11 protein-coding genes are annotated in these 13,289 nt (G+C 58.9%); 8 read left to right on the top strand and 3 right to left on the bottom strand.

What is annotated here, in order from left to right:
* Nucleotides 1-3: 3 nt before the first annotated feature.
* Entirely contained in the window at nt 4-681 is a 678-nt protein-coding gene (locus G7Y41_RS09570; RefSeq protein WP_231367294.1) for a LytR C-terminal domain-containing protein, read from the top strand.
* Between the two features lie 4 nt (nt 682-685).
* Here G7Y41_RS09570 and G7Y41_RS09565 read toward each other — a convergent pair whose 3' ends face one another.
* Both G7Y41_RS09565 and G7Y41_RS09560 read right to left on the bottom strand, forming a co-directional pair.
* Nucleotides 686-2,155, bottom strand: coding sequence for an App1 family protein phosphatidate phosphatase (locus G7Y41_RS09565; protein WP_231367293.1), 1,470 nt, complete (start codon nt 2,153-2,155; stop codon nt 686-688).
* 82 nt (nt 2,156-2,237) lie between these two features.
* The gene (locus G7Y41_RS09560; protein WP_165316262.1) at nt 2,238-3,389 is read right to left on the bottom strand and encodes a LacI family DNA-binding transcriptional regulator; all 1,152 of its coding nucleotides are present in this window, start codon (nt 3,387-3,389) and stop codon (nt 2,238-2,240) included.
* A 325-nt stretch (nt 3,390-3,714) separates the two neighbouring features.
* Here G7Y41_RS09560 and G7Y41_RS09555 point away from each other — a divergent pair, with 325 nt between their 5' ends.
* From G7Y41_RS09555 to G7Y41_RS09525, 7 genes are all read left to right on the top strand, one after another.
* Entirely contained in the window at nt 3,715-5,232 is a 1,518-nt protein-coding gene (locus G7Y41_RS09555) for a sugar ABC transporter ATP-binding protein (RefSeq protein ID WP_165216805.1), read from the top strand.
* Nucleotides 5,229-6,272 (top strand): ABC transporter permease, encoded by a 1,044-nt coding sequence (locus G7Y41_RS09550; RefSeq protein WP_165216803.1) that lies wholly within the window; start codon nt 5,229-5,231, stop codon nt 6,270-6,272. The genes G7Y41_RS09555 and G7Y41_RS09550 overlap by 4 nt, the downstream gene beginning before the upstream one ends.
* Nucleotides 6,269-7,327: an ABC transporter permease gene (locus G7Y41_RS09545; RefSeq protein ID WP_165316261.1), complete on the top strand. Its 1,059-nt coding sequence runs from the start codon at nt 6,269-6,271 to the stop codon at nt 7,325-7,327. The genes G7Y41_RS09550 and G7Y41_RS09545 overlap by 4 nt, the downstream gene beginning before the upstream one ends.
* Before the next feature lie 13 nt (nt 7,328-7,340).
* The gene (gene rhaS / locus G7Y41_RS09540) at nt 7,341-8,426 is read left to right on the top strand and encodes a rhamnose ABC transporter substrate-binding protein (RefSeq protein ID WP_165216799.1); all 1,086 of its coding nucleotides are present in this window, start codon (nt 7,341-7,343) and stop codon (nt 8,424-8,426) included.
* 234 nt (nt 8,427-8,660) lie between these two features.
* The gene (locus G7Y41_RS09535; RefSeq protein ID WP_165217777.1) at nt 8,661-9,026 is read left to right on the top strand and encodes an L-rhamnose mutarotase; all 366 of its coding nucleotides are present in this window, start codon (nt 8,661-8,663) and stop codon (nt 9,024-9,026) included.
* Between the two features lie 65 nt (nt 9,027-9,091).
* Complete coding sequence (gene rhaI, locus G7Y41_RS09530) at nt 9,092-10,270, top strand: L-rhamnose isomerase (protein ID WP_165316260.1); 1,179 nt, start codon at nt 9,092-9,094, stop codon at nt 10,268-10,270.
* Between the two features lie 176 nt (nt 10,271-10,446).
* Entirely contained in the window at nt 10,447-12,033 is a 1,587-nt protein-coding gene (locus G7Y41_RS09525; protein WP_165316259.1) for a rhamnulokinase, read from the top strand.
* Between the two features lie 78 nt (nt 12,034-12,111).
* On the opposite strand, the gene G7Y41_RS09520 is transcribed toward G7Y41_RS09525, so the two are convergent.
* Nucleotides 12,112-13,233, bottom strand: coding sequence for a class II aldolase/adducin family protein (locus tag G7Y41_RS09520; protein WP_165216792.1), 1,122 nt, complete (start codon nt 13,231-13,233; stop codon nt 12,112-12,114).
* Nucleotides 13,234-13,289: the final 56 nt, after the last annotated feature.

The raw sequence follows: 13,289 nt of genomic DNA, 5'->3' as shown, positions 1-13,289 counted from the left end.
TGCGTGAGTTCTCCCAATCCTCCGATGACCCCGCGTCAACGATTTCTTGAGCAGCGACGCATGAAGCAGAACCTTGCGTTCGCGATCTCGTCTGCGGTCATGCTTGTTGCTGCGTTGCTGTCGGTGCTTGTCTTCGTGGGAATCATCCCCATTCCTTTCGGCAATGAGTTCTCGCGTGCCGTCAAGTTCGCCCAACCGGGTGACATGCCCTGTCCGGCTGAGGGCGCGCGCCCGGTTGATCCCGCATCGATCAACGTTCAAGTTCTCAATGCCACGGATCGTCAAGGAATTGCCGGTGAGGCAACGACGATGCTCACCGCAGCGGGATTCAAGCCGATGGAGCCGGGTAACTCGAATGTGGGATACCCCGGAGTTGTTGAGATCGACGCCGGTCCCCGGGCCATCAACGAGGCGTACACCGTTGCCCGTTTCTTCCCCAAATCCAAGGTGTCGTTGACCGCTGCCACCGACAAGACCGTCACGGTCGTGTTGGGGACGTTCTACACCGGTCCTTTGAGCGCCGAGGAGACGCAGAAAATCGTCGAATCAAAGTCTCCGCTCGTTGCCCCGCAGTCGTGCCTGAACCTGGATCCTGACCAGCTAGCTGATCTTGCCGAACAATCGGGAGCACAATCTGGAGCCCAATTGGGTGCTCAGTCGGGTTCGTCAAAGAAGAAGTAGTCTGCTAGCCCCGAGGCGCGCGCTCGTCCTCGTCCCCGCGCTCGTCCTCGTTCCCCGTGATGTGGTGACGGAAGAAACGTTCATTGAGACCGCCCGCGCGGATCTCCTCAAGAAGTACATCGCCGTCGGATCCGTACCACACGGGAATTTCCCTGGGAACAGACCACAGAGCATCGGGAACCATCGACTCGAAAGATCCGTGCGACATGAATTGCTCAATTTGCGAGAGTGAACGAATCGCAATTCCGGCAACATGATCGGGATATTCGCGAGCGAACTCGGCGTAAATCTCAGGGTCACGCTGACCGTCATCTCCGACCAGCAGCCACTTGACATCCGGTAGAGCCCGCGCGAGGCGACGCAACTCCCGACGCTTATGCTCGCGCCCTGACCGGAACCACCCGGTGTTTGACGGGCCAAAATCTGTCATCAGATAGCCGCCGAGCGGGTAGTCGCATCGGGCGAGGAAATCCCGCAGTGTGGGCACAACATTCCACGCGCCCGTTGACAGGTAGATCACGGGAATGTGGGTACCTTCGGGAACTCCGGGGGGCGGAACCGTTCCCATTGTTTCAAGGCTCTCCATTGCTCCGGCGAGAATGTCGGCGCGTAAAGCGGCCTGCGGAAGATTCGACGACGGCTCACGTGACAGCGCCGGCCCTTTAAGATGCCGACGTTCATCCTGTTGATCTTCGCTGCGCAGCAGTACAGCACCGGCATTCGCCATCGTTGTCAGCAGCTTCGCCATCCCTGGGACGGCTTCGCGTGAAGACACGCGATCAACAAAGGAGTGGCGCGCAGCAACCAGGAGACGCGGCAGCATCGTCACCATGACGGTGTCGTCGATGTCCGAAATAATGCCGAGCCGTTCCCTGTCGCCGATGATTCGGATGGTCACGGGAACGGGTTTTCCTGCGCGCACACGTGACGTGCGTCTGGGTTTCGTCATTGACGAGGACGAGGTGCGACCCGTGTAGGTGAACCGGGGAACCACGGTGTCGCCTTCACGTAAACCCAGGGCGTTGACATCGCCGGGGTGGAGCACCTGAATCCACGCGGTGTGCCAGCCGGCGCTCAGCCCGTGACCTGAGAGCGTGAGATCGATGTAGCCTCCGCGATCGGCAAAGGTAATAGACCGGCGATCCCCGATTGTCACCAAGACGGGTTGGCGTGGGACCTGAGCGTCAAAGAATTGACGCCATCCGCGCCTTTGGCTGAGCCAGGAGCGCTGGTCGTGTTCGCGTTCCATAACGACGCGTCCAAGAACACGTGCTTGTCGCGTGGACCCGTAGCCGCCAAATCCCACGATTCCAGCGTGGAAGCCCCAGTCTTCAAGGAGACGCGCAACGCTGCGTGACCCGAATTCTCCCAGCGAGGACACAACGGTCAGAAGCAACGAGGGGGAGTCATTGCTGTCCTTGCTGTCCGCAGCGCCGTGTTGTGTGGCCTGGCTAAGTGTTGACGGGGAACGCACGGCGCCCATTCTGCCTTATTTTCACCCGCTCATGTCAGTGCATGTTAGAGAAAACACGCGCAGGCAATGGGGGTGGTGTGAATTACCGGCGTGTGGGAGGAGCTGTTGACTTGCGGACAACGAGGTGTGGAAAGAATTTCCGATGAACAACGGGGGATTCCCTGTCGGTGGCCGCTCGCAGGAGCAGATCGGCGGCTTCCTCTCCGAGTTCTTCCATCGGTTGACGCACGGTTGTCAGTGGAACGGACAGCTGTGCGGCGAGGGCGATGTCATCGAATCCGACAATCGATACATCAGCGGGGATGCGGATATGCGCTTCCTTGAGAACGGAAATTGCTCCGAATGCGAGAAGATCGTTTGCGCAGAAAATCGCGGTAGGAAAGTCCGCGGGGAGCGGGTCTTGTCGCGATGATGTCTCCGTTTGTGCGGACGGGGAGTTTGGATCAATAAGCGGGATCGTGTGCTTTTCAAGGAGGTCGTACATGCAGGCGCGGCTGGCCCGTGCGGTGAAGTCCTCGGCCTCAAGCACCTCAAGTGACACACTTTCTTCACCGCTGCCGTTGAGGCGCTTGGTCCAGTGATGAACGGCATCCTCGACGCCGAGGAGACGTTGCCGTGCTTGGCGTACATTCGATGGCCCGTTGAGGAACACGATGCGACGGTGGCCGAGGCCGAGGAGGTGTTCGATCGCGAGGGTTGCTCCGGCACGGTCATCAATGGAGATTGCTGACATGTCAGCTGGGGTGTCGGGAGAGTCGAAGAGAACCACGGGGAGTCCGCGGCGAACGAGTTCATGGGCGACTTCAAGATCGGAATCTGCCGGGGTCAGGAGGATTCCCCGGACTGCCTGGCCAGCGAGCGCCCGCAGCAGTGTTGCCTCCGATTGAGGGTCAGCATGGGTTGATGCCAGAGACATGACGCATCCGGCTTCGTGAAGGCGGCGTTCCATTCCGGCGGCTGCTTCCATGAAGAACGGATTGGTCAAGTCGAAAACGGCGACGCCCACCAGCGGGGAAACTCCGCGCCGCAGTGCTTGGGCTGTTGGATTTGGGACGTAGCCGAGCGTGCGTATCGCGTCATTGACTCTCTGGCGAACATCTTGGCCTACAGTTCCGCGTCCGTTGATGACGTTGGATACCGTTCCGACGCTTACCCCGGCCGTGAGAGCAACATCTTTGACGCTGGGTGCCTTTGCGGATGAGCTACGTGAAGAGGCACGACGAGCAGAAACCATGTCTATCCCTTGAGATGCGAAACATAAGCTGCTTCATTCTTGCATGTGAACGCTGCACTGAGCGTGAAATACCGCTGAAGGAGGGGCGCGCCAGGGTGTGAACGCTGACAGCGGGGCCAGGCGATTGGGCTGGGCGAGCTGACAGTGAGGCTGTGCGATACGGAAAGAACGTCGGCGGTGTTTCTGTCGTAAAAACGTTTCAATTGTTCAATGAATCTTCGGATAACAACAGTGTGACGCCACGGTGATGTTGTTGACAGTATGTGCGCAAACATGCCACACTCAGTCCACTGAATCGTTTCACCCTCAATGTGGAGGTGGTCGTGTGAGACGCGATCATATTCAGCCGATCGTCTCGCTCCAACACGCAGTGAAGAAATTTGGAAACTTCGTTGCGATGGGAGACGGGTGTATTGAGCTGTATCCGGGAGAAATCCATGCTCTCGCCGGAGAAAACGGAGCTGGCAAGTCCACCCTCGTCAAGGTGCTTGCGGGTATTCACCAGCCGAACTCCGGTGAATTCCTCGTCGACGGAAAACCCGTGACTTTCCGCAGCCCAACGGAATCGAAAGCCGCTGGCATCTCCGTGATCTATCAGGAACCCACGCTTTTCCCAGACCTGACCGTTGCTGAGAACATCTACATCGGACGCCAGCCAACGAATAAGTTCGGCATGATCGACCACGCGAAGATGCGCAAGGATGCGCAAGAGCTGTTCGATCGCCTTGAAGTTGACATCGACCCGTCTCATCCCGCCGAAGGACTGTCCATCGCTGATCAGCAGATCCTAGAAATTGCGAAAGCAATTTCCTTGGACGCCAAAGTCCTCATCATGGATGAACCAACAGCCGCGCTCTCAGGGCACGAGGTCGAGCGTCTCTTCCAGATCGCAACTGCGCTTCGTGACCGCGGTGCCGCTTTGATGTTCATCTCTCATCGCATGGAAGAAATCTTTCAGCTGTGCGATCGAGTCACCATCATGCGCGACGGAAGCTACGTGTCGACCCGCATGATCAGCGAAACCAATGAGCCAGAACTCGTGCGCGACATGGTTGGTCGGAGTATCGATCAGCTCTTCCCCAAACTTGAAGCAGACATCGGCAACACCGTTCTCAAAGTTGAGGGACTGACACGTACCGGTGTTTTCCGAGATGTCTCATTCGAGGTGCGTTCCGGTGAGATCGTTGGCCTTGCCGGGCTCGTTGGGGCTGGCCGATCCGAAGTTGTCCGCGCAATCATGGGCATCGACTCAGTTGACGCTGGACGCGTCGAAGTCTTCGGTAAACCCTTGCGCCTGGGTGACACGACGGGAGCAATCAAAGCTGGCCTGGGATTCGTTCCCGAGGACCGACGCAAACAGGGACTCGTCATGGACGTCTCAGTGCTGAGAAATACAGCACTGACCCTCCGGGACCGGCTAGCGAAATGGGGCCTGATTAACTCCAGCCGCGAAGCTCGTGAAGCCATCGAATGGTCGAAGAAACTTGAGGTGAAAACCGCGAGCCAGCACGACCCCGTCTCCGCGCTGTCAGGGGGAAACCAGCAGAAAGTCGTTTTAGCGAAGTGGCTGGCCACGCATCCTCGGATCCTCATTGTTGACGAACCAACCCGAGGCATTGACGTCGGCACAAAGTCCGAGGTCCATCGCCTCCTGTCCACCCTTGCCCAGTCCGGGGTTGCCATCATCATGATTTCCTCCGAACTCCCCGAGGTTCTCGGAATGTCCGACAGGGTCCTCGTCATGTGTGAAGGCGTCATCACCGGTGAATTCTCCCGCGAAGAAGCAAATTCGGAGAACGTCATGACTGCGGCAACCGATCACGCAAAGGCGGCATCACGATGACAACCGCTTCCACTTCCGCTGCGAATAATGTGCGTCCCTCGACATCTCGTCCGAACCTGTTCAGACAGATTTTCTCGATCCGAGAAATGCCGGTCTTTGTTGCGCTCATCGCCCTCGTCCTCATCACATGGGCATTGAACCCGAGGTTCCTCACTGCGCAAGGCATCAAAGACCTCTTCCTCAACGCAACGATCGCCATGCTCATGGCCGCCGGACAATCCTTGATTATTTCCTCCGAGGGCGTTGATCTCTCCGTCGGCTCGATCCTGGGATTCTCCGCATTCTTCACGGGAATCCTTTTCGTGAACGTCCCAAATATCCCGATCATCGTTGTCTTTATCGCCGGGACTCTTCTCGGGGCGCTCCTGGGAGCGATCAACGGTCTGCTGGTGACCAAGGCGAAAGTGCCCGCGATGGTCATCACGCTCGGCACGCTCTACGTTTTCCGAGGGGCGTTGAACTGGTGGGCCGGTTCCACGCAGTACTTCGCCGGTGACCGCCCCAAATCCTTCGGTGACATGGGTGTTGCCACAGTGCTTGGCTTCCCGGTTCTGACAATCCTCGCGATTGTCGTCGTCGTCCTCGTGTCCCTCTATCAAAAGTACGCCCGTTCGGGACGCGACCTCTACGCCATCGGCTCTGACCGCGCGGCCGCCGCCGTCTACGGAATCCCCGTGGGCAAGCGAGTATTCGCGGCCTTCGTTGCAAACGGTGCGTTAGTTGGGCTCGGCGGTGTCCTCTACGCCTCGCGCTTCAACTCAGTTGGGGCAACCACCGGAACGGGAATGGAACTCGACATCGTTGCGGCCTGCGTGGTCGGTGGTGTGGCCATTACCGGCGGCGTGGGAACCGCATACGGCGCGGCTATTGGCGCTCTCCTGCTCAACACCATCACATCCGCTTTGACAGCGATCGGAGTGGACAAATTCTGGCAGCGAGCGGTTGTTGGCGTCCTCATCATCGTCGCCATCCTCGTTGACCGCGTCTCGACGATCCGTCGCCAGGATGCGCTACGTAAGAAGGGAGGGGCAGGCAAATGAGCACCCCCGATACAACGGCAGCACGGAAGAAACGCAATAAATTCCTCAAACGCGTGTGGGCATCTCGTGATACGAAGATGACGCTGATCCTCGTGGCAATCGTCATTGCCGCGCTCGTCCTCGTTCCCCGATTCGGCCAACCCCGAACCCTGACGTACCTCACCCTGGACGTGACCACAACCCTGCTGATGGCGCTGCCCATGACCCTGGTGATGATCAACGCCGATATCGACCTGTCGGTCGCGTCAACAGCCGGCCTCGTATCCGCCTCAATGGGCATGCTCATTCACGGGGGAATGCCTTTCGGGGGAGTCGTTGTCATCTGCCTGATCATCGGCATTATCTGCGGCGCGTTCAACGGATTCCTCACCGCGTACGTCGGCATCCCCGCGCTGGCGGTGACGATCGGTACACTCGCGCTTTATCGAGGGCTAGCCCTGGTGGTCATCGGTGACACGTCGATCTCCGCATTCCCCGAATGGGCAACAGCTTTCGCCACCGGATCCTTTGGTAAAACAGGTATTCCCTACGTGTCCATTCCGCTGATCCTCTTCATTGTGATCTTCTGGATCCTCCTGCATAAGACTCCATTCGGACGTGGACTCATTGCGCTTGGACACTCCAAGGAAGCTGCCCGATTCGTTGGCATCGACACGCGGCGTTCACGGATGATCGCCCTGGTGCTGTCCGGATTCATGGCAGCCGTTGCCGGCATCTTCTATACGCTGCGCTACTCCGCAGCGAAGTCGGACAACGTTGAAGGACTCGAACTCACCGTCATCGCAGCCGTTGTTTTCGGTGGCGTTTCGGTCTTCGGTGGAAAGGGGTCGATCTGGGGCAGCGTCTGCGGTGTCTTCACCGTTGGTGTCCTCAACTACGCGCTCCGTCTCAACCGCATCCCGGAGGTCGTCCTCGTGATGATTACCGGTCTGCTCCTCATTGCGTCGGTAGTGGCTCCGTCGGTGGCCACCGCCTGGAAAGAATGGCGGTCAAAACGCCAGTCAACCCCCGTGAAACCGACACAAAACCCCACAGTTGGCGCGGCACGCGCCTGAAAGGAAGACAAAGATGTCTCAGTCACGACGCAGCCTCGCAGCTGCATTCGGTGCCATGTTCCTCATGGCCTCCATGTCGCTCACCGCGTGTTCGGGCGGCGATCAGTCAGCTCCAGGATCGGATTCTGGAGACTCAAAGGCTCCGGCAGCCTCATCCGATGGTTCCTACGACGTTTCCGACGCGACGATCACTTTCATTCCCAAGCAGTTGAACAATCCGTTCTCTGACGTGACGCTCAGTGGCGGAACGAAAGCTGCCAAAGAGTTGGGATTCTCGGATCACCAGACCGTTGGCCCCCTTGAAGCGTCCTCCTCGTCGCAGGTGTCTTTCATTAACGCCGAAGTTCAGGCCGGAACAAATGTTATTGCCATCGCAGCTAACGACCCCGATGCCGTGTGCCCCGCACTCAAGGAGGCGCGTGATGCTGGGGCGAAGGTCGTCACCTTTGACTCTGATGCCGCCAAGGAGTGCCGCGATGTCTTCATCAACCAGGTGGAGTCCAAGCAGGTTGCCCTGACGATGCTGGAAATGGTGTCGGAACAGATCGGCGGTAAGGGGAACGTCGCGATTCTTTCGGCCACGGCGAATGCGACGAACCAGAACACGTGGATCAAGTACATGGAAGAAGAAATTGCTTCCAACGACAAGTACAAGGACATCACGATCGTTGCCAAGGTGTACGGCGACGACGATGACACGAAGTCCTTCCAGGAGGCCCAGGGTCTGCTTCAGTCCAACCCCGACCTCGATGCCATCGTCTCTCCGACGACGGTCGGCATTGCCGCGACCGCACGCTACCTGTCGACCTCTGAATACAAGGGCAAGGTCATGCTGACGGGTCTGGGTCTGCCCAACGAGATGCGTTCCTTTGTTGAGGATGGCACCGTCAAGGAGTTCGCCCTGTGGGATCCGGCTCAGCTGGGATACGTGGCCGCGTACGCGGGTGCTGCGTTGCAGTCTGGTGCAATCACGGGTGCTGTGGGTGACACATTCACTGCCGGTGAACTGGGCGAACGTACCGTCGAAGAGGGCGGCATCGTCGTTGTTGGCGATCCGGTTCGCTTCAACAAAGACAACATCAACAACTACGACTTCTAAGCCATTCGGATGGGTTCACAGGCATCTGGTGCAGCGTGCAGCACTGCCGTTAGAGCGCGAAGCACTGCTGTGGTCGTGAACTCGTTCGATTGGTGAAAGTCTCTCAGTTGCGGTGGTCGAGGGCGTTTCTTCGGCCACCGCAACTCATCTCGTGGAATGGATCACTTGATCTGTGAAACGATTCATTCTATAGTGATATGTACGCCGTTCCCATTCAATGACGAAGGAGGAATGATGACCCAAACCCCGAGCTTGCGTGAAACCCTTGACGGCACCGAGCAAGCCTCACCGACCCGTCAGTGCTTCCTGTTGCGCGTTCGCCCGGAAAAACTTGCCGAGTACGCGGATGTCCACCAGCGCGTATGGGAGGAGATGCGCGAGGCACTGTCGGCAAGTGGCTGGCGCAACTACTCCCTTTTCCTTGAGGAAGACACGGGAATGGTTGTGGGGTACTTCGAGTCCGATGATGTCCATGCTGCCCAGGAAGCTATGGCACGAACCGAGGTCAACACTCGATGGCAGGCAGCGATGGCCCAATACTTCCAGCCGGGTGGAGGTGGCCACGCTCAGATCCTTCCTCAGTACTTCTACCTTGAGTGACGCGCCCAGCGCCGCCGCCTCGCAGTCGCCACACTTTTCACACCTGTAAAAACTAGGAGAACACTATGGTCACCCTCAACGACCTCACCGCCGAGCAGCGTCGTCTGCTCAGCGAACAAACCATTGAGCTACCCTCGTGGGCGTTCGGTAACTCCGGGACCCGCTTCAAGGTCTACGCCACCCCGGGCACCCCGCGCAACGCCTTCGAGAAATTCGAGGACGCCGCGCAGGTCCACCAGTTCACCGGAATGACCCCGCGCGTATCGATCCACATCCCCTGGGACGAGGTCGATTCCTTTGAGGAACTCAAGGCACACGCCGAGGGCCTGGGCGTGGAGGTTGGTACCGTCAACTCCAATGTCTTCCAGGATGACGACTACAAGTTCGGGTCACTGACGAACTCTGATGAGGTTAAGCGCCGCAAAGCTATCGACGCTCACCTGCACTGCATCGATGTCATGCGCGCAACCGGATCGAAAGTTGTGAAGATCTGGCTGGGAGATGGCACGAACTACCCGGGTCAGGATTCCATTGCCGCTCGTCAGGAACGCCTGGCGGATTCCCTGCACACAATCTATGCCGAGCTTGACGATGACCACAAGCTCCTCCTCGAATACAAGTTCTTCGAGCCGGCTTTCTATCACACCGATGTTCCCGACTGGGGGACGGCCCTCAGCCACGTCCTCGCCCTGGGTGAGCGCGCGGTTGTCTGCCTCGACACCGGTCACCACGCACCGGGTACGAACATTGAATTCATCGTTGTTCAACTGCTGCGCGCCGGTCGCCTGGGAGCTTTCGACTTCAACTCCCGTTTCTACGCCGACGACGACCTCATTGTTGGCGCTGCCGACCCGTTCCAACTGTTCCGCATCATGCATGAGATCGTTGGCTTTGGTGCTCTGGACAAGAACTCGGGTGTCAACTTCATGCTTGACCAGTGCCACAACCTTGAAGCGAAGATCCCCGGTGAGATTCTCTCCGCGCTCAACGTCCAAGAGGCCACAGCGAAAGCCCTTCTCGTGGATCGCGATGCCCTGAAGAAAGCGCAGGAAGACCACGACGTCATTGGGGCGAACCAGGTTCTCATGGATGCTTTCTCCACCGACGTGCGTCCGCTCCTTCGTGAGCTTCGCGAAGACAAGGGCCTCGACCCCGATCCTTTGGCGGCATTTGCTCGCTCCGGCTACCTGGCGAAGATCGAAGCTGAGCGCGTGGGTGGTCAGCAGGCCGGCTGGGGCGCCTGAGTCCGCCCTCGCCCGGGGAAGCGTTGTCCTTTCCCGGGTTTCGCCTCAGCATCATCGTTCCCGTTCTTTCGTGGGGTTCATTAACGAGGACGGACCCGGGGTGGCCGGCATCAATTGCCGACCACCCCGGGTCGGGGCCTTGACTGACCGCACGTACTTTTACCGGAGGAAACCCCGTGTCATTTACCGTTGTTGCCATTGATCTGGGAGCCTCATCTGGGCGTGTGCTCCGTGGAGTTTTCACGGACGGATGCCTCGTCGTTGAAGAATGCTCGCGTTTCCACAACGGCCCCGTCCTCGTCCCCGTAAATGGGGTGGGCGATTACGAATGGGACATTCTTGCTTTGTGGCGAGGAATTCGCGAGGGCCTGACTGAGGCGGCGCGACGCGGACCGGTTGACGCGATCGGGATCGACTCCTGGGCGGTTGACTACGGGCTCGTGGACGATGAGGGTCGTCTCGTGGGTAACCCTGCGTCCTATCGGTCTAAACGCACAGCTAACGCCGTGAATCGCGTATTCGAGTCGATGGATGCGGATGAGTTATATCGACTCAACGGGTTGCAATTTCAACCTTTCAACACGATGTTCCAGCTCATTGCCGATAGGGACCAGGGGCGTTCGTCGCGGGGCACACGGATGCTGATGATCCCCGATTTATTGGGATATTGGCTAACGAATCGTCACGTCTGCGAGGTGACGAATGCGTCGACCACCGGGATGGTGGATCCGAGAACACGCACGTGGTCCACCGGTGTTGGTGATGTTCTTCGCTCGAACTTCGGCGTTGATACGGCCTCTCTTCTTCCTGAGCTCGTTGAACCTGGAACAATCATCGGGCCGGTCCGCGTTGAGGACATTGACCTGCGCACCCGGGAGGGGAACCCCACGCCGCTTGTTGCGGTGGGTTCCCACGACACGGCGTCCGCGGTCGTTGCGGTTCCCGCAGTCGAGGACGACTCAGCTGCTGATCTCACAGTGAAGCTCTCAGATCCCGGTTCCCCAGCGGCTTCGGCTGATCACTCCGCGCCAGCGCAGCCCACGTTTGGTTTCATTTCCTCGGGCACGTGGTCGCTTGTGGGTATGGAACTGGATGAGCCGGTTCTCTCACAGGCATCGCGTTCGGCAAATTTCACGAATGAGCTGGGCGTCGATGGGACCGTTCGCTACCTGAAGAACATCATGGGGATGTGGGTGCAGCAAGAATGTCTGCGCCAGTGGCGTTCGCAGGGAATGGCTCAGATGTCGTGGCCCGTTCTTGATGCGGAAACCGAAGCGTCGGACCCGATGCGTACCCTCTTTGATATCAACGACTCCTCGTTCTTGACTCCGGGTGACATGTGTGGCCGTATCAGTCGGTGGTGTGAAGAACACGGGGAGCCAGTGCCTCAGACGCGCGCGCAGGTTCTCCGGTCGATTACGGAATCTCTTGTTGTTGCGTATCGCCGGGCTCTGCGCGAGGCCGAATCCCTGTCGGGACGGTCGCTCGACGTGATTCACATTGTGGGTGGTGGATCAAAGAATGTGCTCCTGTGTCAGTCGACGGCTGATGCCACAGGTCGCCGCGTGATAGCGGGTCCCGTTGAGGGAACCGCCGTGGGCAATATGGTTGTTCAGCTACGCGCCGTGGGAGCCATCAGCGGTGGACTTGACGCCTTGCGTCGCGTGGTTGTTAACTCCACCGACCTCGTGCGCTACGAGCCGAGGCCGACTGAATATGAAACCTGGGAGGCGGCGGAACGCCGGGTTTTCGGGGATCGTTAAACGCCGCCTCGCAGAGTCGGATTCTTGACGATCCCACGAGGCGGCGGTGACGGTGGTTGGCCTGCGAAATAAGGCGAACTACTGTTCCTTTGCCACTGAGCGCCGGTAGGCTTCGGCCTCCCAATGCTCAATGAAGTGACGCTCGGCCTGGTTCATCACCCGGACCTTTCCGATGCGGTCTGCATCGGCTGCTACTCGCACAGCATCGAGGTACGTTGCGAGGGCATTATCCGCGCCCGAGGGTGAATCTCCGATCGCAACGACGAGGGCACCGGGAACGACTGCGATGATCGGCAGACGTTCGTGAGTCGCCTGGAACTGCTCGACCTTGTGGGAAAGTGCGGCCTCGTCCTCGTCCCCTTGAAGAACGAGGGGAAGTGAACCGGCGTAGACGATCTGGTCGGGAATGAGGGGACCCTCGGAAACGGGGCCAGCTAGGGGTCCGGTGTAATCACGCGCTAAACCTGAGTCCGAGGACGCGCTGGCCGACGCGCCCGTCACGAGGTGGAACGATTCAACAATGGCCTTTTTTTGTGTGGCACTCAGCTGAGGATGAGCAATCTCCTCGGGTTGAGGCGCTTGGTCGATCGCCCGTTGAATCCGATCGGTGAGGGAATGGACTCGCTGGGCGACGTCGTCGTACGAGGCACCAGAAACAATGATTCCGTGGTTGCCCAGCAGAACAACGCCGGGAACAGGCTTACCGGTGCGCGCGGCGTGGGCGTTGCGAGCATCCTCAACGGCGCGAGCCAACGGGACACCCGGATCCGTGTAATCCACCCACACGGCATCGTCGCCGAGGATCTCACGGGCCAGCTCCTCGCCGCGCTCGTTGCAGGTCACGGCATTGGCGGTGAGCGGATGGAGGTGAAGAACAAGCGGATCATCAATCAGCGCGTGGAAAAGAATTTCAACGGAGGGGCGTCGGCCACCGGCATCTCCGACCTGCGCTTTCTGCGCGGCAACGCGCACGGGGTCGCCGTCAACTTCGTCGTCGGAATGCAGAGCATCCAAAAGAACGTCAATACGTAGGGGAACCAGCTCCTCCTGGCGAAGCGTTGCCAGAGGAACACCGCTGGGTTTGATATGGAGGATGCCGTCGCGCTTCACGGAGGCGTTGCCGCCGCCGGCACGTGAAAACTCGGTGTCCCCGCCGATGTCATTGGCCAGACGAATGAGCTGTTGGGTGAGGTCGGACATGGATACTTTCCTTCGTCGTCGAAGTCGGTGAATCGTTTCAATATGAGGTTATGAGA

The sequence above is a fragment of the Schaalia sp. ZJ405 genome (assembly GCF_011038885.2).
In the GTDB taxonomy this organism is placed as follows: domain Bacteria; phylum Actinomycetota; class Actinomycetes; order Actinomycetales; family Actinomycetaceae; genus Pauljensenia.
This window is presented reverse-complemented; position numbering and strand designations above follow the sequence as displayed.